The sequence below is a fragment of the Stutzerimonas stutzeri genome, from assembly GCF_000935215.1.
GTDB lineage: Bacteria > Pseudomonadota > Gammaproteobacteria > Pseudomonadales > Pseudomonadaceae > Stutzerimonas.
In genome coordinates this window covers 1-19,109 of record NZ_JXXD01000141.1, presented here as the reverse complement: position 1 = coordinate 19,109, position 19,109 = coordinate 1, and the positions used below count along the sequence as shown (strand labels likewise).

General features: G+C 61.6%; 20 protein-coding genes and 1 other RNA gene. 17 read left to right on the top strand and 4 right to left on the bottom strand.

Going from position 1 to position 19,109, the window contains the following annotated elements:
- Positions 1 to 218 precede the first annotated feature (218 nt).
- From petA to LO50_RS14825, 5 genes are all read left to right on the top strand, one after another.
- Complete coding sequence (petA, locus tag LO50_RS14845) at positions 219 to 812, top strand: ubiquinol-cytochrome c reductase iron-sulfur subunit (protein WP_014821354.1); 594 nt, start codon at positions 219 to 221, stop codon at positions 810 to 812.
- On the top strand, positions 812 to 2,023 hold the full coding sequence (locus LO50_RS14840) for a cytochrome b (protein ID WP_003302794.1): 1,212 nt from the start codon (positions 812 to 814) through the stop codon (positions 2,021 to 2,023). Before petA ends, LO50_RS14840 begins: the two co-directional genes overlap by 1 nt.
- Positions 2,023 to 2,802: a cytochrome c1 gene (locus tag LO50_RS14835; RefSeq protein ID WP_044315478.1), complete on the top strand. Its 780-nt coding sequence runs from the start codon at positions 2,023 to 2,025 to the stop codon at positions 2,800 to 2,802. Before LO50_RS14840 ends, LO50_RS14835 begins: the two co-directional genes overlap by 1 nt.
- 88 nt (positions 2,803 to 2,890) lie before the next feature.
- Positions 2,891 to 3,508: a glutathione S-transferase N-terminal domain-containing protein gene (locus LO50_RS14830; RefSeq protein WP_003302791.1), complete on the top strand. Its 618-nt coding sequence runs from the start codon at positions 2,891 to 2,893 to the stop codon at positions 3,506 to 3,508.
- A 12-nt stretch (positions 3,509 to 3,520) separates the two neighbouring features.
- Complete coding sequence (locus LO50_RS14825; protein ID WP_044315477.1) at positions 3,521 to 3,919, top strand: ClpXP protease specificity-enhancing factor; 399 nt, start codon at positions 3,521 to 3,523, stop codon at positions 3,917 to 3,919.
- A 39-nt stretch (positions 3,920 to 3,958) separates the two neighbouring features.
- On the opposite strand, the gene LO50_RS14820 is transcribed toward LO50_RS14825, so the two are convergent.
- The 4 genes from LO50_RS14820 to LO50_RS14805 form a co-directional block, all read right to left on the bottom strand.
- Positions 3,959 to 4,537 (bottom strand): BON domain-containing protein, encoded by a 579-nt coding sequence (locus LO50_RS14820; RefSeq protein WP_014821351.1) that lies wholly within the window; start codon positions 4,535 to 4,537, stop codon positions 3,959 to 3,961.
- Positions 4,534 to 5,127, bottom strand: coding sequence for a phosphoheptose isomerase (locus LO50_RS14815; protein WP_013981954.1), 594 nt, complete (start codon positions 5,125 to 5,127; stop codon positions 4,534 to 4,536). The genes LO50_RS14820 and LO50_RS14815 overlap by 4 nt, the downstream gene beginning before the upstream one ends.
- Before the next feature lie 109 nt (positions 5,128 to 5,236).
- Entirely contained in the window at positions 5,237 to 5,599 is a 363-nt protein-coding gene (locus LO50_RS14810; protein WP_044315476.1) for a YraN family protein, read from the bottom strand.
- Positions 5,599 to 7,401 (bottom strand): penicillin-binding protein activator, encoded by a 1,803-nt coding sequence (locus LO50_RS14805; RefSeq protein ID WP_044315475.1) that lies wholly within the window; start codon positions 7,399 to 7,401, stop codon positions 5,599 to 5,601. The genes LO50_RS14810 and LO50_RS14805 overlap by 1 nt, the downstream gene beginning before the upstream one ends.
- Positions 7,402 to 7,525: 124 nt before the next feature.
- On the opposite strand from LO50_RS14805, the gene rsmI reads away from it, so the two are divergent.
- From rsmI to LO50_RS24210, 12 genes are all read left to right on the top strand, one after another.
- A complete protein-coding gene (gene rsmI, locus LO50_RS14800) occupies positions 7,526 to 8,389 on the top strand; it encodes a 16S rRNA (cytidine(1402)-2'-O)-methyltransferase (RefSeq protein ID WP_014821347.1) in 864 nt (287 codons plus the stop codon).
- Positions 8,390 to 8,461: 72 nt separating this feature from the next.
- Positions 8,462 to 8,820, top strand: an RNA gene (gene rnpB / locus LO50_RS23870) — RNase P RNA component class A.
- Positions 8,821 to 9,113: 293 nt separating this feature from the next.
- Positions 9,114 to 9,569 (top strand): division/cell wall cluster transcriptional repressor MraZ, encoded by a 456-nt coding sequence (gene mraZ, locus LO50_RS14795; RefSeq protein WP_003302783.1) that lies wholly within the window; start codon positions 9,114 to 9,116, stop codon positions 9,567 to 9,569.
- Positions 9,566 to 10,513, top strand: a complete 948-nt coding sequence (gene rsmH / locus LO50_RS14790; protein WP_044315474.1) for a 16S rRNA (cytosine(1402)-N(4))-methyltransferase RsmH — start codon at positions 9,566 to 9,568, stop codon at positions 10,511 to 10,513. The genes mraZ and rsmH overlap by 4 nt, the downstream gene beginning before the upstream one ends.
- A gap of 8 nt (positions 10,514 to 10,521) precedes the next feature.
- Positions 10,522 to 10,800 (top strand): cell division protein FtsL, encoded by a 279-nt coding sequence (gene ftsL, locus LO50_RS14785; protein WP_218857949.1) that lies wholly within the window; start codon positions 10,522 to 10,524, stop codon positions 10,798 to 10,800.
- Positions 10,797 to 12,524, top strand: coding sequence for a peptidoglycan D,D-transpeptidase FtsI family protein (locus LO50_RS14780; protein ID WP_014821344.1), 1,728 nt, complete (start codon positions 10,797 to 10,799; stop codon positions 12,522 to 12,524). The genes ftsL and LO50_RS14780 overlap by 4 nt, the downstream gene beginning before the upstream one ends.
- On the top strand, positions 12,524 to 13,987 hold the full coding sequence (locus tag LO50_RS14775) for a UDP-N-acetylmuramoyl-L-alanyl-D-glutamate--2,6-diaminopimelate ligase (RefSeq protein WP_044315473.1): 1,464 nt from the start codon (positions 12,524 to 12,526) through the stop codon (positions 13,985 to 13,987). Before LO50_RS14780 ends, LO50_RS14775 begins: the two co-directional genes overlap by 1 nt.
- On the top strand, positions 13,980 to 15,356 hold the full coding sequence (locus LO50_RS14770; protein WP_044315472.1) for a UDP-N-acetylmuramoyl-tripeptide--D-alanyl-D-alanine ligase: 1,377 nt from the start codon (positions 13,980 to 13,982) through the stop codon (positions 15,354 to 15,356). Before LO50_RS14775 ends, LO50_RS14770 begins: the two co-directional genes overlap by 8 nt.
- A complete protein-coding gene (gene mraY, locus LO50_RS14765) occupies positions 15,356 to 16,438 on the top strand; it encodes a phospho-N-acetylmuramoyl-pentapeptide-transferase (protein WP_014821341.1) in 1,083 nt (360 codons plus the stop codon). Before LO50_RS14770 ends, mraY begins: the two co-directional genes overlap by 1 nt.
- 6 nt (positions 16,439 to 16,444) lie before the next feature.
- Positions 16,445 to 17,788, top strand: a complete 1,344-nt coding sequence (murD, locus tag LO50_RS14760; protein WP_044315471.1) for a UDP-N-acetylmuramoyl-L-alanine--D-glutamate ligase — start codon at positions 16,445 to 16,447, stop codon at positions 17,786 to 17,788.
- Complete coding sequence (ftsW, locus tag LO50_RS14755; RefSeq protein ID WP_044315470.1) at positions 17,788 to 19,011, top strand: putative lipid II flippase FtsW; 1,224 nt, start codon at positions 17,788 to 17,790, stop codon at positions 19,009 to 19,011. The genes murD and ftsW overlap by 1 nt, the downstream gene beginning before the upstream one ends.
- Positions 19,001 to 19,109 (top strand): glycosyltransferase (locus LO50_RS24210; protein ID WP_173425598.1); only part of this gene is annotated, 109 nt, incomplete at its 3' end. The genes ftsW and LO50_RS24210, both read left to right, overlap by 11 nt.

The window sequence follows — 19,109 nt, the reverse complement described above, 5'->3', positions numbered from 1 at the left end:
CTGGGCGTTTTTTTTTGGGATGCGTTTTTATATGGCGGTGCGACAGTGTGTCGCGCGCTGGAAAGCCTGAAGGCCGGGCATTAGGGCTTATGTGACAGGCTATTACCTTGTCAGAAGAAGGCCTTTTCTTTACCATTTGGCGAATTTTTCGCGGCCCAATTTTACGTGGTACATGCCTGCGTCAAGCAGGCCATAAGAAGCTGATGGGAGACGACTGAATGAGCAATGACGGCGTGAATGCAGGCCGGCGTCGCTTCCTTGTGGCCGCCACTTCGGTGGTGGGCGCTGCAGGAGCGGTGGGTGCTGCGGTCCCGTTTGTGGGATCGTGGTTCCCGAGTGCCAAGGCCAAGGCTGCCGGTGCGCCGGTAAGGGTAAATATCAGCAAGATCGAGCCGGGGCAGCAGATGGTCGCCGAGTGGCGCGGTCAGCCGGTATTTATCGTGCGTCGGACCGACGAGGTCCTCGGAAATCTGGAGAAGGTTGCCGGCCAGGTAGCCGATCCTGAGTCCAAGGCTTCCGAGCAGCCTGCTTATGTCGATCCGAAGAACCGGTCGATCAAGCCCGAGTTGCTCGTGGTGGTCGGTCTGTGTACTCACCTCGGCTGTGCGCCGTCCTTCCGTCCTGAGGTGGCTGCGGCCGATCTCGGTGCTGATTGGCTTGGTGGGTATTTCTGTCCTTGCCATGGTTCCAAATACGATATGGCCGGTCGCGTCTATAAGTCGCAGCCAGCTCCCTTGAACCTGCCGGTGCCCCCGCACTCGTACGAGACCGATAATGTAATCATCATCGGTGTGGACCAGGAGAACGCCTGATGAGCAAGTTCATGGAATGGGTCGACGCCCGCTTCCCCGCGACCAAGATGTGGGAAGACCATCTTTCGAAGTACTACGCCCCCAAGAACTTCAACGTCCTGTATTTCTTCGGTTCGCTGGCGCTGCTCGTACTGGTCAATCAGATTCTTACCGGTATCTGGCTGACCATGAGCTTCGAGCCTTCGGCTGAGGGCGCGTTCGCCTCCGTCGAATACATCATGCGCGACGTTGAGTACGGCTGGATCATCCGTTACCTGCACTCCACGGGCGCGTCTGCGTTCTTCGTGGTGGTCTATCTGCATATGTTTCGCGGGATCCTCTACGGCTCCTATCAGAAGCCGCGCGAGCTGGTGTGGATCTTCGGCATGATGATCTATCTGGCGCTCATGGCTGAGGCCTTCATGGGCTATCTGCTGCCTTGGGGACAGATGTCCTACTGGGGTGCCCAGGTAATCATCTCGCTGTTTGGTGCCATTCCGGTCATCGGTGGTGACCTGACCCAGTGGATTCGCGGTGACTACCTCATCTCAGGCATCACGCTGAACCGCTTCTTCGCGTTGCACGTGATCGCGCTGCCAATCGTCATTCTTGGCCTGGTCGTTCTGCACATCCTGGCGCTGCACGAGGTTGGCTCGAACAACCCGATGGGTGTCGATATCAAGAAGACCAAGGATGAGAACGGCGTGCCGCTCGATGGTATCCCGTTCCACCCGTACTACACCGTTAAGGACATTGTCGGTGTCGTGGTGTTCCTCTTCGTCTTCTGTGCGGTCGTGTTCTTCTTCCCTGAGATGGGTGGCTATTTCCTTGAGAAGCCGAACTTCGAAGTGGCGAACGCGTTCAAGACTCCGGCACACATTGCTCCTGTTTGGTACTTCACTCCGTTCTACGCGATTCTGCGTGCGGTGCCTGACAAGCTGCTTGGTGTTATCGCCATGGGGGCGGCGATCGCAGTGCTCTTCGTGTTGCCCTGGTTGGATCGAAGCCCGGTCAAATCCATGAAGTACAAGGGTTGGATGAGCAAAGTAACGCTGTTGGCGTTCTGTGTATCCTTCATCATTCTCGGCGTGCTTGGCGTACTTGCACCGACTCCCGAGCGCACTCTGCTCGCGCGGATATGTACTGCTATCTACTTCGGCTACTTCATCCTGATGCCGTTCTATACCAAGCTCGAGAAGACCAAAGTGGTTCCGCAAAGGGTGGCTGGCTGATGAAAAAGCAATTTGCTGCATTGATTCTTGCAATCCTGCCGGTCTTTGCCTCCGCTGCAGGGACCGAGGTGCACTTGGATAAGGTCGATATCGACCTGACTGACAAAGCGGCCATGCAGGACGGGCTGAAGACTTTCGCCAACTACTGCATGGGTTGTCATAGCGCGCAGTACCAGCGTTATGAGCGTGTTGCCACTGACCTCGGTATTCCCGAAGAGGTCATGATGGACAACATCGTCTTTGCTGATGCCAAGTTTGGCGATCACATGAAGATCGGCATGAAGCCTGATGATGCCAAGGTCTGGTTTGGTGCCGCTCCGCCGGACCTGACCCTGGTTGCTCGCGTTCGCGGCAACGACTGGCTGTACACCTACATGCGCAGTTTCTACGAAGATCCGGCCCGCCCTTATGGCGTCAACAACACGGTCTTCCCGAACGTGGGTATGCCGCACGTCTTGGCTCCGCTTCAGGGGCGTCGCGTCGTGGGCTGCAAGCAGGTGCAGGTGGTCGAAGACGGTCGCAAGCAGTTTGATCCTCTGACCGGCACGCCGATCACTAAAGAGGCATGCGATCAGATGGTCATCGAGCCTGGTACCGGCACGCTCTCCGAGGCCGAGTATGACGAGAAGATCAAGAACCTGGTGACCTTCCTTGCCTATTCGGCAAACCCGGTCAAGCTGGAGAGCCAGCGCATCGGTACCTATGTGCTGCTGTTCCTGGCGGTGTTCTTCGTGTTCGCTTACCTGCTCAAGCGTGAGTACTGGAAAGACGTTCACTAAGCTGCACGTTCCAACTGCTGTACCCTGCGCGCGCCCTCTGGGCGCGCGTGTTTTTTCTGCTTCAAGATAAAAGAGTGAGGAAGGACCTATGGCTGCAACCAATCGGTTGGGCTGCTACTCCGATCCCGCCGACCACTATTCCCATCGCGTTCGTCTCGTGCTCGCAGAGAAAGGCGTCAGTGTGGACATACTTGACGTCGAGGCGGGGCAGTGTCCGGTCAAGCTGGCCGAGGTGAACCCGTATGCCAGTGTTCCGACGCTGGTGGATCGCGATCTGGCACTGTATGAGCCGAGTGTGATTCTGGAGTATCTGGAAGAGCGTTACCCCCATCCCCCTTTATTGCCGGTGTATCCAGTTGCGCGGGCGAATACTCGCCTGCTGGTTCATCGCATTCAGCGAGATTGGTGTTCGCTGGCCGACCGTATCCTTGACCAGCGTACCGCTGAGCCGGAGCGCGCGCAGGCGCGCAAAGAGCTTCGTGAAAGCTTGACCGGCGTGTCGCCGATATTCGCGGAAAAGCCGTATTTCATGAGTGACGAGATCAGTCTCGTCGACTGCTGCCTGTTGCCTATCCTCTGGCGTTTGCCCAGACTCGGTATCGAGTTGCCTCGAGCTGCCAAGCCGTTGCTTGACTATATGGAGCGCAGTTTCGCCCGCGAGGCCTTTCAGGCCAGTCTTTCCGCCGTCGAGCGCAACATGCGCTGAGAGAGGGTTCCCATGAATTCAAGTCGCCCCTATCTAGTCAGGGCGCTCTACGAGTGGATCGTGGACAATGATTGCACGCCGCACTTGCTGGTCAACGTCGATTATCCCGGCGTGCAGGTCCCTGCCGGGTTCGCCAGTGACGGGCAGATCGTGCTGAACGTTGCGCCAAGCGCGATACGCTACCTGCACATGGATAATGAGGCGATCAGCTTCGAGGGGCGTTTCGGTGGCGTTGCTCACTCGTTGAACGTGCCGTCCGCTGCTGTGATGGCCATCTATGCCAGGGAAAATGGGCAGGGCATGGTGTTCGAGATCGAGCCGACGCCGCCGGACGACGATGCGCCAAGCGAGAGCGGTGGTGACGACGCGCCGCGGCCGGGCGGACGTCCGAGTTTGAAGGTGGTCAAGTAGGCGATCGCGGCGCCCGGGCCTATCGGGCGCCAAAGTCGGTCAGTCGATGTATTCGAACAGTTTGACGATACGCTGCACGCCACTGACGCTCTGAACGAGGTTGGTTGCGCGGTTGCCTTCCTGGCGGGTAACCAGGCCCAGCAGATAGACAATGCCGTTTTCGGTGATCACCTTGATCCGCGAGCCCGGCACGCTGTTATCTGCGAGCATCTGGGTCTTGATCTTGGTGGTCAGCCAAGAGTCGTTGCTGCGTGCCAGTGCAGAGGAAGGCTGCAGGATCTGCAGTTCATTGTGGACGCGCTTGACGCGCTGCACGCTGCCTGCAGCTCGTTCGGCCGTTTCCTTGAGTTCTGCGCGCGGAGTCTGTCCGGCCAGCAGCACGACGCCGTTGTAGCTCGCTACGACAATGTGCGAGCCCTGATCAAGGTCGGGATGGGCCTTGGCGATATTGACCGCAGCCTTTGTTTCGATCAGCGAGTCGTCGATCTTGCTGCCGATGGTGCGGGTGCCGCGGTTGTCGGCAATTGGATCGTCGCGGGTTGCGGTCAGTACCGAACTACAGCCGCTGACGGCCAGACATAGGCCTAGGGCGATAACGGGCAGGCGGGGCACGTTCATTCCTCACTTCCGAACAATTGGTTGTCGATCAGGTCGCACAAGCAGTGGATAGCCAGGAGGTGCACTTCCTGGATGCGGGCGGTTACCTTGGCTGGTACGCGGATTTCGACGTCTTCTGGCAGCAGCAGCGACGCCATGCCGCCGCCGTCCCGTCCAGTCAGTGCCACTACCAGCATCTCCCGGTCATGAGCTGCCTGGATGGCCTGGATCACGTTGGCGGAATTGCCGCTTGTAGAGATCGCTAGCAATACGTCGCCTGGCTGACCCAGGGCGCGGATCTGCTTGGAGAATACTTCGTTGTAGCTGTAATCGTTGGCGATCGAGGTGATCGTCGAGCTGTCTGTGGTCAGAGCGATGGCGGGAAGGCTCGGCCGCTCACGCTCAAACCGGTTGAGCAGTTCGGAGGAGAAATGCTGCGCGTCGCCGGCGGAGCCGCCGTTGCCACAGGTAAGAATCTTGCCTTCGCTAAGAAGGGCATTGACCATCGCCTGTCCAGCCTGCTCGATGCTCGGGGCCAGGACTTCCATGGCCTGCTGCTTGGTTTCGATGCTGGCCTGGAACAGTTGGCGGATTCGGGTTTGCATGTCCATTGTGTTCGACCTTAAAGGTTGCAAGCGCCACCGGCTATCGCTTCGGTATGCGCTTGCGGTTCGCTAGGGCTGGGCGGCATCGTGCAGCAGTCGCTGCGTAATGAATCGTTCAGCTATCAAATGCGTTGCGGATCCAGTTCAGATTCTCGGTCTGCCCGGCTGATGTGATCGCAACGACGTCGAAGCGACAAGGGCTCCGGGCCCATCGGCTTTCCTTCTGCAGGAAGAGCTGGGCAGCCTTGATCAGCTTCTGCTGCTTGCGCGCATCGATGCTTTCAAGGGCGCCACCCCAGGCGGCGTAGCGCCTGTAGCGGACCTCGACGAATACTACTGTATCGCCGTCGAGCATGACCAGATCAAGCTCCCCGCTGCGGCAGGACCAGTTGCGCGTCAGCAGGCGCAGGCCCTGTTCGCACAGGTGACGCAACGCGAGTGCTTCGGCAGAGCGTCCGCTGCTCTGGCTGTCGCTCATTACTGCGTGTTATCCAGGCGCTGGACCTCGCCGTCGCGGAACTCGGCCCATGGAAGATGACGCTCGATGCGCTGCTGCGGGTTCAGGCTGAGCGTGCCGGAGAGGCCGTCGAGTTGAGTATCCGGAAGTGCCAGCAGTTGATTCAGCCGCGGCGCGAGAAGGTAGGCGTCCGCACCCATTGCGTACAGTCGACCCAGACTGCCTCCCGCCTGCGGCCATTTCTGCTCGACTTCCTGGCGCAATGGAAGTTGGTCGTTCAATAGCCAAGGTGTTTCTGTGAAACGAATGCCTTCGAGGTCCAGGTACTGGGTGCGATCGTGGCTGGCCGCATGCAGGTGAGAGGTGGCGTATACCGGAAGGTCGCCCGCATATTGGAAGATCAGGGTGGGTCGGACTTGCTGGGCCTGCTGCGGAGTGGCTGCCAGGAACAGGAAGTCGACGTCCTGCCGGCGAGTGGGCTGGTTGCTCGTCGAGGCGTCAGTGATGCTGCTGACCCGTCCGCCACGACTCTCGCTATTGCGCAGTTGCAGCAGATCGGCGATCTGGTTGGCGAGTTGCACGGGCTCGGCCAATGGCTCGGCTGCAACCAGTGTTCCGCCGGCTTCTTCCCAGCTCTGGCGGAAGGCATCCAGAATCCGCCCGCCCCAGTCTCCGCGAGGAGCCAGTGCGATGGCGCGGCGATGGCCGTCCGCCCATGCGCGGCGGGCGACCTCGCGGGCTTCGTCCTCGGCAGCCAGGCCGAACTGGAACAGCTGGGGCGGGGTGCTCTGACCGGCGTCACTGTAGTTCAGGGCGAGTGTCGTGATCGGCAGCTGATCGCTCTCGGCCAGTTGGCGCACCAGATCCTTTTCCAGCGGGCCCACGACCAGCTGTACGCCGGCAGCCTGGGCCTGTCTGTAGAACTCGTCGATGGAGGTCATGCGGGTGCTGTCATAAAGCTCGATGCGCAGCGCCTGGCCGGATTGCTGCGCGTGCAGGTGTGCCGCAAGGAAGCCGTCACGCAGGGCGCGAGCGACGCTTGCCAGCTGGCCGTCCATGGGGAGCAGCAGTGCGATGTTGTTCAGGGGCTGATCGGCCAGCTCACGAAGTTTCTGTAGTGGCTCAGGGAGCTGTTCTGCGGCAGGGTGCTGGGGGTTTTGTGCAATCCAGTCGTCAATGGCGCGCTGTTGCTGGGCAACGGTGCCGGCGCGTTTCAGTGACAGCGCCAGCGACTGCCAGCCGGCGAGATCGTCATCTGCCGCGCCTTGCAGTTGCTGCTCGGGAAGTGCGGATATGAGTTTCCAGATGGCTTCGTGGTTGGTTCTGGCTTGCTCGCCACTCAGGAGTGGAGCAGTGAAAACCCGTTCGCGCGCAGCGGCGAGGGGCTTGTCGGTCGCCTCCAGCGCTTCCGCCCGCGCCAGCTGGCTACGAACCTGCTGCGCCACTGGTAGCTCGCCCAGGCGTTCGAACGCAGGGTGCTGCAGTGCTTGCTCGGCTTGTTCAGGTTTGCCATCGGCTAGTGCGATTTCGGCCTGCAGTGTCAATGCGAAGATCTGCTGCGCTGGTTTCAGTGTATCCAGCTGAACCTTTTCCAGAATGCTGCGAGCCTGGGCATGGTTGCCCTGTTGGATGCTCTGGTCGGCGGCGGCCAGGCGCAGCTGCACGGCTTGTTCGGGGTCGCTTTGGTCGGCTTTCTCCAGCAGTTGCTGGGTGGAAGCCTGTGGTGTGCGAGGCAGTTCGCCCAATGTCGAAGAGGGAGAGCTGGCGCAAGCTGCGAGCATGATTGCGACGCACAGGAGTAGAAGGGGGCGTAAGCAAGCCATTGTTTGATCGTTCCTGAAAGCACTGGCGAGTGTTGGCGGATTGTACCCAAGCGCTGAAGTGGCGGCGATGTTGCGGCGGTGAATCGGGCTACAATGCGCATTTCCGTGACAGAGGTAAGCCCTTGTGACTGCCAGCGGTGGTGCGAATTCCGGAATGGGGACGCTTTATGTCGTCGCCACGCCGATCGGCAATCTGGAGGACATCAGTGCCCGAGCGCTGCGGGTGCTGCGAGAGGTGTCGCTGATAGCCGCGGAGGATACCCGTCACTCGTCTCGGTTGCTCGCGCACTTCGGTATTCAGACGCCGCTGGCAGCTTGCCACGAGCATAACGAGCGTGAAGAGGGGGGGCGATTCATCGGGCGGTTGCAAGGTGGAGATGATGTCGCGCTGATCTCCGATGCGGGTACGCCATTGATTTCCGATCCGGGATATCACCTGGTGCGCCAGGCGCGTGCCGCTGGGGTTGCAGTGGTGCCGGTCCCGGGTGCTTGTGCGCTGATCGCCGCACTGTCGGCGGCTGGGTTGCCCTCGGATCGATTCATCTTCGAAGGCTTTCTGCCAGCCAAGGCTGCTGCACGATGTGCACGGCTCGAAGCGCTGAAAGAAGAGCCACGCACTCTGATCTTCTACGAAGCTCCGCACCGCATACTGGAATCGCTTGGCGACTTTCGAGATGTGTTCGGTGGCGATCGAATTGCCGTGCTCGGCCGAGAGCTGACCAAGACGTTCGAAACACTGAAAGGGCTGCCGCTGAGCGAGTTGCACGCGTGGGTCGAGGCCGACAGCAATCAGCAGCGCGGCGAGTGCGTGGTGCTTGTAGAGGGTTGGCATGCTCCGCTAGACGAGAGCGCGGTGAGCGCAGAGGCGCTCCGGGTGCTCGATCTGCTGTTGGCAGAAATGCCGCTCAAGCGGGCGGCCGCAATCGCAGCCGATATTACCGGTGTGCGTAAGAATCTGTTGTACCAGGCGGCGTTGGAACGCAAATAGGAGCTGGGTCTGGGCCTCGTGCCGCCTGGTGAGCTTGCAGGCAGCGCGTTGCGGCGATACTCTGGCGCCTGGAGAGTCGATCGGACAGTCGCTGTCTCTTTTTGTTCCACAAAAAGGGAGGGAGGAAAGTCCGGGCTCCATAGGGCGAAGTGCCAGGTAACGCCTGGGAGGCGCGAGCCTACGGAAAGTGCCACAGAAAATAACCGCCTAAGCACTTCAGTGCCGGTAAGGGTGAAAAGGTGCGGTAAGAGCGCACCGCGCGGCTGGCAACAGTCCGTGGCTAGGTAAACCCCACTTGGAGCAAGACCAAATAGGGATCCATCGGCGTGGCCCGCGCTGGATCCGGGTAGGTTGCTAGAGGCAGTCAGCGATGGCTGTCGTAGAGGAATGGCTGTCCTCGACAGAACCCGGCTTACAGATCGACTCTCCTCCTTCTTCCTTCGCAATACCCTATTTTTAATTCCGAAACATTCTTGCTCTTAACAAAGTACTTTAACTTTGTTGAGCAACTCGCTGTTGTCTCTGAAGATGCTTCCAGTCCTCTGCGCATTCTCCGCTCGAATTACCTCTCAACGTCGCTAAATTGCCGCTCCGTAAGGCTTTTTCCCGTCTGGCTCGCCTTGACGGTGGGGCGGCTGCGTTTCTATAGTGCGCACAAGTGGTAGGAAGTGGCAGAAAGTGGGTAGATATGGGCATGGATAGCTAATTCAGGGGAAGCGCAGCCGTGTTTCGCGGAGCTAACGCCATCAGTCTCGACGCCAAAGGCCGGCTAGCCATGCCCAGCCGGTATCGCGACGAGCTGAATTCCCGTGGCGATGGCCAGCTGATCATCACGATCGACGCCGTGGACCGTTGTTTGTGCATTTACCCCTTGCCCGAGTGGGAGCTGATCGAAGCCAAGCTCCGCGAATTGCCCTCCTTGCGTGAAGAGGCCCGTCGCCTGCAACGCCTGCTGATTGGTAATGCTGTCGATCTGGAAATGGATGGCAGTGGGCGCGTCGTGGTGCCGCCGCGTCTTCGTGAGTACGCCCGGCTGGACAAGCGCGCGATGTTGGTAGGGCAACTGAACAAGTTTCAACTATGGAACGAGGACGACTGGAACGCGGTTTCTGACGCGGACCTGGCGGCCATCAAGCAACCCGGCGGTCTGCCGGAAGAACTACGTGACCTAATCCTGTGAACCAGATCAGCAGCTTGCGACATATCACCGTGTTGCTCGACGAAGCCGTCGCGGCGCTGAGCGTGCGCCCGGACGGACGCTATCTGGATGGCACCTTTGGGCGGGGTGGTCACAGCCGGCTACTGCTTCAGCAGCTTGGGCCTGATGGCCTATTGCTAGGATTCGACAAGGATCCGTTAGCCATCGCTACGGGGCAAGCACTGGCGGCCGAGGACGGCCGCTTTGTCGTTGTGCAGAGAAGTTTTGCCGAACTTGGCGAAGAGGTGGCGCAGCGCGGCTGGAGCGGAACCGTCAGTGGCGTTTTGCTGGATCTGGGCGTTTCGTCACCGCAGCTGGACGACCCCGAGCGCGGCTTCAGTTTTCTTAACGACGGTCCTCTGGACATGCGCATGGATCCTAGCCGAGGCGTCAGTGCGGCCGATTGGATAGCGCACGCCGACGAAGATGAGATCGCCCGGGTGTTCAAGGATTATGGCGAAGAGCGCTTCGCCAAGCGCATGGCTCGTGCGGTGGTGCAGCGCCGCGAAGCGGCGCCTTTCGAGCGTACCGCCGACCTCGCCAAGGTCCTGACTGAGGCCAATCCCGCTTGGGAGAAGGGCAAGAATCCGGCGACTCGTGCGTTTCAGGGACTGCGCATCTACATCAACAATGAGCTTGGCGACCTGGAGCATGGCCTTGATGCAGCCCTGGAGGCACTGGAAGTGGGCGGCCGGCTGGTGGTCATCAGCTTTCATTCGCTGGAAGACCGCATCGTCAAGCAGTTCATGCGCCGCCACGCCAAGGGCGAGGCGGACAAGCTGCCACGCGACCTGCCCATCATTCCGAAGGCATTCGAGCCGCGCCTTAAGCTGCTCGGCAAGCCGCAGTACGCTTCCGATGCCGAGGTCAAGGGCAACCCGCGTTCGCGCAGTGCGGTAATGCGCGTGGCGGAGAAGCTGCGGTGACCAAGGTAATGCGCTCCATGCCCAGCGGCAGCCTGTTGATGCTGGTGCTGTTCGTCAGTGTCCTGCTGTCGGCGATCGCAGTTGCCTACTCGGCACATTGGAATCGTCAGTTGCTCAACGAGCTCTACGGTGAGCTTAGCGTGCGTGACAAGGCCCAGGCCGAGTGGGGGCGGTTGATCCTCGAGCAGAGCACCTGGACTGCGCACAGCCGCATCGAGACGCTGGCGACCGAGCAGTTGCACATGCATATCCCCGAAGCGGCAGACGTCAGGCTGGTGAAGCCATGACCCTTCAAGGTGCGCTGTATCCGTGGCGGTTTCGTATCGTGCTCACGCTGCTGGCGCTGCTGGTCGGTGCAATTGTCTGGCGTATCGTCGATCTTCAGGTGATGGATCAGGGCTTCCTCAAGGGGCAGGGTGATGCGCGCAGCGTTCGGCATATCCCGATTCCTGCGCATCGTGGTCTGATCACCGATCGCAACGGTGAACCGCTCGCGGTGAGCACGCCGGTTACCACGTTGTGGGGCAATCCCAAAGAGCTGCAGGCAGCAAAGTCGCGTTGGCCGGACTTGGCCAAGGCGCTGGGTCAGGATGCTGCCACGCTGAGCGAGCGTCTCAGGTCGCAGGCGTCGCGCGAGTTCATCTATCTGGTGCGCGGACTTACCCCGGAGCAGGGGCAGGAAGTCCTCGACCTGAAGATCCCCGGCGTTTATGCGCAAGAAGAGTTCCGTCGGTTCTATCCGGCTGGCGAAGTGGCTGCCCATGTGGTCGGCTTCACCGATATCGATGATCGTGGCCGTGAGGGCATGGAACTCGCGTATGACGAGTGGCTGGCTGGTGTGCCAGGCAAGCGTCAGGTGCTTAAGGATCGTCGCGGGCGGTTGATCAAGGACGTTCAGGTAGTAAAGAACGCCAAGGCCGGCAAGGCGATGGCATTGTCGATCGATCTGCGCCTGCAGTACCTCGCGCACAGCGAGCTGCGCAACGTCGTGCAGGAATACGGTGCCAAAGCCGCCAGCCTGGTGATGGTCGACGTCAAGACCGGCGAGATTCTCGCCATGGCCAACCAGCCTACCTATAACCCGAACAATCGGCGCAATCTGCAGCCCGCGGCAATGCGCAATCGCGCCATGATCGACGTCTTCGAGCCCGGTTCCACCGTCAAACCTTTCAGCATCGCGGCGGCGCTGGGTACCGGTAAATATCAGCCGGATTCGGTCGTCAATACCTTGCCCGGGTGGATGCGTATCGGCCGCTACACGATTCGTGATGTCTCCCGTGGCGGCATGCTGACGCTGACCGGGATTCTGATGAAGTCGAGCAACGTCGGCATCAGCAAGATCGCCTTGGATATCGGCGCCGAGCCGGTATACGCGGTGATGCAACAGGCCGGTTTTGGCCAGGATACCGGGCTGGGTTTCCCCGGCGAGCGCGTCGGCAATCTGCCCAATCATCGCAAGTGGCGAGACGCTGAGACGGCTTCGCTTGCCTACGGCTATGGCCTGTCGGTGACCGCCGTACAGTTGGCGCATGCGTATGCCGTGCTGGGTAACCAGGGCAGCAACGTGCCGCTCTCTCTGTTGCGTCTGGATCGCACCCAGGACGGCGTGCAGGTTATTGACAAAGAGATTTCCGGCATTGTTCTGCAGATGTTGCGCGCGGTCGTGGAAGAGGAGGGTGGCGGCGGCGCTCGTGCCAAGGTGCCGGGCTATCACGTAGGCGGCAAGAGCGGTACCGCGAAGAAGATTTCCGGCACCGGCGGCTACACCAAAGACGCCTATCGCTCGTTCTTCGCCGGGGTTGCGCCACTTTCCAATCCGCGCATCGCTGCGGTGATCGTCGTGGACGAGCCGAGCAAAGGACAGTACTACGGCGGACTGGTCGCGGCACCGGTGTTCGGCAAGGTCATGGCGCGCGCCCTGCGGCTGATGAACGTCGCACCGGACAATCTGCCGCCGCCTGCCGAGCTGCAGACCGCCGAAGCGGCAAAGGGCAAGGGAGGGCGTATCTGATGCCGATGCCATTGAATCACCTGCTGCCTCAGGCCGGCAGCGACGTGCTGATCCGTGAGCTGACACTCGACAGTCGCAAGGTTCGCGGCGGAGACCTGTTCCTCGCTGTACCGGGTCTGCAGTTCGATGGTCGCGATCACATACAGGATGCCGTCGCCCGTGGCGCGGCCGCGGTCGCTTATGAAGCAGAGGGCCTCGACCAGTCACTGACCGGCAACGCAGTCATGGTTCCGGTGCTGCATCTGGCAGAACAGCTATCGGCGATTGCCGGCCGCTTCTACGGCGAGCCCAGCCGCAGCCTGCGTGTGATCGGTGTGACCGGAACCAACGGCAAGACCAGTGTCAGCCAGCTGATTGCCCAGGCGCTCGATCGGCTCGGCGAACCCTGCGGAATCATCGGCACGCTTGGCACCGGATTCCACGGACAGCTGGAACTGGGACGCCATACCACGCCGGACGCCATCGGCGTGCAGGCAACACTGGCGAACCTTAAACAAGAGGGCGCTCGCGCGGTAGCGATGGAAGTGTCCTCGCATGGTCTCGATCAGGGGCGCGTCGCGGCCCTGGATTTCGATGTCGCCGTGTTCACCAATCTGTCGCGTGACCACCTCGATTACCACGGCAGCATGGATGCTTACGGTGCTGCCAAGGCGCGCCTGTTCGAGGTGCCCGGGCTGAGCTGTCGGGTAATCAACCTCGACGATGCCTTTGGCCGCGTGCTGGCCGGCGAGGAGCGCGAGTCGCGCCTGATCACTTACAGCCTGGAAGACCCCACGGCCTACCTGTTCTGCGCTGAAGCGCGTCTCGACGACGACGGCATTCATGCTCGGCTGATCACGCCGCAGGGCGAGCGCTCGTTGCGCAGTCCGCTGCTCGGGCGTTTCAACGTCAGCAATGTATTGGCCGCCGTCGGCGCCCTGCTTGGCATGGACTATCCGCTGGACGAAATCCTGGCCGTGCTGCCTGAACTGCAAGGCCCCGCCGGCCGCATGCAGCGGCTGGGTGGCGGCGACCATCCGCTGATCGTGGTCGACTACGCACACACCCCCGATGCGCTGGAGAAAGTCCTCACCGCGCTGCGTCCACACGCGCGCGGCAGGCTGCTTTGTCTGTTCGGTTGCGGCGGTGATCGTGATACCGGCAAGCGCCCGCTGATGGCTGAAGTCGCGGAGCGGCTGGCCGACGGCGTCGTGGTCACCGATGACAATCCGCGCAATGAGGCGCCTGAACAGATTCTCGAGGGTATCCGTTCGGGGTTCAGCAATCCTGCGGCGGTCACTTTCAGCCATGGCCGCGCGCAGGCAATCGCCAGTCTGATCGCGGCCGCGCGAGCGGAAGATGTGGTCGTGCTGGCCGGCAAAGGTCACGAGGACTATCAGGAAGTTCGCGGCGAACGCTTGCCGTTCTCCGATCTCGAGGAAGCCTGCAGGGCGCTGTCCGTCTGGGAGAAGGCCAATGCTTGAGTCGATGCGCCTGAGCGAATTGCAGCTACCGCTGTCTGGCCGCCTGGTCGGAGCGGATGCCAGCTTCACTGCCGTCAGCACAGACAGCCGGGCCATCGAACCTGGCCAGCTGTTCATCGCGCTGACCGGGCCACGCTTCGATGGTCATGCCTATCTGGCGGACGTCGCCGCCAAAGGCGCCGTTGCAGCACTGGTCGAGCGTGAAGTTGCAGATGCAGGCCTGCCGCAGCTGGTCGTTGCCGATACCCGGTTGGCGCTTGGGCAGCTCGGTGCGCTCAATCGCGCCGCATTCAACGGTCCGGTCGCAGCGATCACCGGCTCCAGCGGCAAGACCAGCGTGAAGGAAATGCTCGCCAGCATTCTACGCAGCGCCCATGGCCAGGACGCCGTACTGGCCACTCGCGGCAACCTCAACAATGACTTGGGTGCGCCACTGACGCTGTTGGAGTTGAGCACCAGTCATCGCAGCGCCGTCATCGAACTCGGCGCTTCGCGGCCCGGCGATATTGCCTACACCGTCGATCTGGTGCGCCCGGATGTCAGCGTAATTACCAATGCGGGCACCGCCCACGTCGGCGAGTTCGGTGGCCCGGACAGGATCGTCGAGGCCAAGGGCGAGATTCTCGATGGCCTGAACGCATCCGGCACCGCGGTGCTCAACCGTGACGACAAGGCCTATTCGATCTGGGCCGAGCGCGCTGCGGGCAAACGCATCGTATCGTTCGGCCTGGACGACCCCCTCGTGGATTTCTCCGCCGGGTCGATCGCCTACGACCAGCGTGGCTGCCCGAATTTCGTGCTGACTGGCCCGCTGGGCAATCTTCGCACCCAGCTCAATCTGCTGGGCCGGCATAACGTGGCCAACGCCTTGGCGGCAGCCGCGGCAGCCTATGCGCTGGGTATCGAGGCCGAGGCCGTGGTGGAGGGGCTGGAAAGCCTGCAACCGGTCGAAGGCCGAGCCGTGGCGCAAATGCTGGCCAACGGTGTGCGCCTGATCGACGACAGCTACAACGCCAATCCGGCATCGATCTGTGCCGCCATCGACGTGCTGGCCAGCTTTGCCGGTCGCACCATCCTTGTGCTTGGCGATATGGGCGAGCTGGGCGAGTGGGCCGCGCAGGGCCATCGCGACGTCGGCGCCTATGCCGCTGGCAAGATCGACACGCTTTATGCCGTCGGGCCTCTGATGGCCCACGCAATTCAGGCATTCGGTCCAGGCGCTCGGCACTTCGCCGACCAGGCCAGCCTTATCGACAGCCTGCGAGCCGAACAGGGCAGCGGTACCACCATTCTGATCAAGGGCTCACGCAGCGCGGCGATGGACAAAGTCGTCGATGCGCTCGCTGGGCCATCCATGGAGAAACACTGATGCTGCTGCTGCTCGCCGAGTATCTGCAACAGTTCCACAAAGGCTTCGCGGTCTTTCAGTACCTGTCGCTGCGTGGAATTCTCGGCGTCCTCACCGCGCTGGTGCTGTCGCTGTGGATGGGCCCTTGGCTGATCCGTACGTTGCAGATGCGCCAGATTGGCCAGTCCGTGCGTACCGACGGTCCGCAGTCGCACCTGTCCAAATCCGGCACGCCGACCATGGGTGGTGCGCTGATCCTCAGCGCCATCAGCATCAGCACCTTGCTCTGGGCCGATCTGTCCAATCGCTACGTCTGGGTGGTGCTGGCGGTGACCTTGCTGTTCGGCGCGATCGGTTGGGTCGATGACTACCGCAAGGTGATCGAGAAGAACTCGCGGGGCTTGCCAAGCCGTTGGAAGTATTTCTGGCAATCGGTCTTTGGCCTCGGCGCCGCGGTCTTCCTTTATATGACTGCGCAGACACCGGTCGAAACCACGCTGATTCTGCCGCTGCTGAAGAACATCGAGATTCCACTCGGGATTGGTTTTGTCGTGTTGAGCTACTTCGTCATCGTCGGCTCGAGCAACGCGGTCAACCTGACCGACGGCCTCGACGGTCTGGCGATCATGCCAACGGTGATGGTCGGCGGCGGCCTTGGCATCTTCTGCTACCTCTCGGGCAACGTGAACTTTGCCGAGTACCTGCTCATTCCTTACGTGCCGGGTGCAGGCGAGCTGATCGTCTTCTGCGGCGCGCTGATCGGGGCCGGACTTGGCTTTCTCTGGTTCAACACCTATCCGGCCCAGGTCTTCATGGGCGATGTCGGTGCGCTGGCGCTCGGCGCGGCGCTGGGCACCATCGCCGTGATCGTTCGCCAGGAAGTGGTTCTGTTCATCATGGGCGGCGTGTTCGTGATGGAAACCCTCTCGGTGATGATCCAGGTGGCGAGCTTCAAGCTGACTGGCAAGCGCGTGTTTCGCATGGCGCCGATCCATCACCATTTCGAACTCAAGGGCTGGCCCGAACCCCGGGTGATCGTGCGCTTCTGGATCATCACTGTGATCCTGGTGCTCGTCGGCCTTGCCACCCTGAAACTGAGGTAATCAAGAGTGCTCATCGCTTCCGACCAGTTCCGCATCGTTGTCGGCCTCGGCAAGAGCGGCATGTCCCTGGTTCGCCATCTGGCGCGCCGGGGCCTGCCGTTTGCCGTCGCTGATACCCGTGTGAACCCACCGGAGTTGGCGACGCTCAAGGCCGAGTATCCAGACGTGCAAGTGCGCTGTGGCGAGCTGGACGTCGAGTTTCTCTGCACCGCCAGCGAGCTGCTGGTGAGCCCGGGCCTGGCGGTCAGTACGCCGGCGCTGCAGGAAGCCGCGGCGCGTGGGGTCAAGCTGTCCGGTGATATCGAGCTGTTCGCCCGCGAAGCCAAGGCGCCGATCATTGCGATCACCGGCTCCAACGCCAAGAGCACCGTGACCACGCTGGTCGGCGAGATGGCCGTGGCGGCAGGGCGCACCGTGGCGGTTGGTGGCAACCTGGGCACGCCGGCGCTTGATCTGCTGGCAGACGACGTCGAGCTTTATGTGCTGGAGCTGTCCAGCTTTCAGCTGGAGACCACCGAGCAGCTCAATGCCGAAGTGGCGACCTGCCTGAACATCAGCGAAGACCATATGGACCGCTACAGCGGCCTGCCAGCCTACCATCAGGCCAAACACCGAATTTTCCGCGGCGCGCGTCAGGTGGTGGTCAATCGCGATGACCGGCTCAGCCGTCCGCTGGTCGCGGATGACCTGCCGACCTGGACCTTCGGCCTCGGCAAGCCGGACTTCAAGGGCTTTGGGCTGTTCGAGGAAAAAGGCGAGAAGTACCTGGCGTTCCAGTTCGATGCGCTGATGCCGGTTCGCGAGCTGAAGATGCGTGGTGCGCACAATCAGTCCAATGCTCTGGCAGCGCTGGCGCTGGGGCACGCGGTGGGTCTGCCGTTCGAGCCGATGCTGGAGACGTTGCGCCAGTTCGTCGGTTTGCCGCATCGCTGCCAGTGGGTTGGCCAGCGTGGCGACGTCAGCTATTACGACGATTCCAAGGCCACCAATGTCGGTGCCGCGCTGGCTGCGATCGAAGGCCTGGGTGCGGATATCGACGGCAAGCTGGTGCTGATCGCCGGTGGCGATGGCAAGGGCGCAGACTTCTCCGCGCTGCGCGCGCCGATTGCACGCTATTGCCGTGCCGTGGTGCTGCTCGGTCGTGATGCGCAACGTCTTGCGGACGCGCTGGCCGATGCCACCACCCTGGTTCATGTCGCAACACTGGGCGAAGCCGTGCAGCGCGCCGCCGAGTGTGCCGAAGCGGGCGATGCGGTATTGCTGTCGCCGGCCTGTGCCAGTCTGGACATGTTCAAGAATTTCGAAGAGCGCGGTCGCCTGTTCGCCGCTGCGGTGGAGGCGCTCGACTGATGCTCGCCTTCCTGCGCCATGCTCCTTCGCCCTTGTTCGGCCGCCGCGGTCTGGATCTTGACTTCCCCATGCTCGCCGGCTGTCTGGCTTTGCTTGGCCTGGGTCTCGTGATGATCACTTCGGCGTCGTCCGAAGTCGCGGCGGTCAATGCCGGCAATGCGCTGTATCACATGAGTCGCCATCTGGTTTATGTGGCGCTGGGCCTCGGCGCGGGAGTTGCGATGCTGCTGGTACCGCTGTCGGTCTGGCAACGCCTGGACTGGATGCTGCTGCTGGCGGCGTTCGGCCTGCTGATCCTTGTCCTGCTGCCGGGAATCGGCCGGGAAGTGAACGGTTCGATGCGCTGGATCGGTTTCGGCGCCTTCAACGTGCAGCCGTCCGAGCTGGCGAAAGTCTTCGTGGTGATCTACCTGGCCGGCTATCTGGTGCGCCGGCAAGAGGAAGTTCGCGAAAGCATGTGGGGCTTTGCCAAACCCTTCCTGGTCCTGCTGCCCATGGCATTCCTGTTGCTGCTGGAGCCGGATTTCGGTGCGACCGTGGTCATGATGGGCGCCGCAGTGGCGATGTTGTTCCTCGGTGGTGTTGGCATGATCCGCTTCTGTCTGCTGGTGATCGCCGCGGTGGGTGCCGTGGTGGTGTTGGTGCAGACCCAGGAATACCGTCTGCAGCGCCTGATCACTTTCACCGACCCCTGGGCTGATCAGTACGGCGCCGGCTACCAGCTGACCCAGGCGCTCATCGCCTTCGGCCGCGGGGAATGGTTCGGCGTCGGCCTGGGTAATAGCGTGCAAAAGCAGTTCTACCTGCCCGAAGCGCATACCGACTTCGTATTCTCCGTATTGGCCGAAGAGCTGGGCATGGTCGGCGCACTGGCGACCATCGCGCTGTTCGCCTTCGTCGGTGTTCGCGCACTGTATATCGGTCTGTGGGCAGAGAAGGCCCGGCAGTTCTTCGCGGCGTATGTGGCCTGGGGGATGGCGTTCCTCTGGCTGGGACAGTTCCTGATCAACGTGGGAGTAAACGTAGGTCTGCTGCCAACCAAGGGCCTGACGCTGCCGTTCCTCAGTTATGGCGGCAGCTCGCTGGTGGTGACCTGCGCAAGCATGGCGCTGCTGCTGCGCATCGAATGGGAAAGCCGCACCGTGCTGGGCAGCGAGGACACCGAGTTCGACGAGGCCGATTTCGCCGAGCCGCCGGCCAAGGAGGTCGCCCATGGCCGCTAATGTACTGATCATGGCCGGCGGCACCGGTGGCCACGTTTTCCCGGCGCTCGCCTGTGCTCGTGAGTTCCAGGCCCGCGGCTACTCCGTGCACTGGCTCG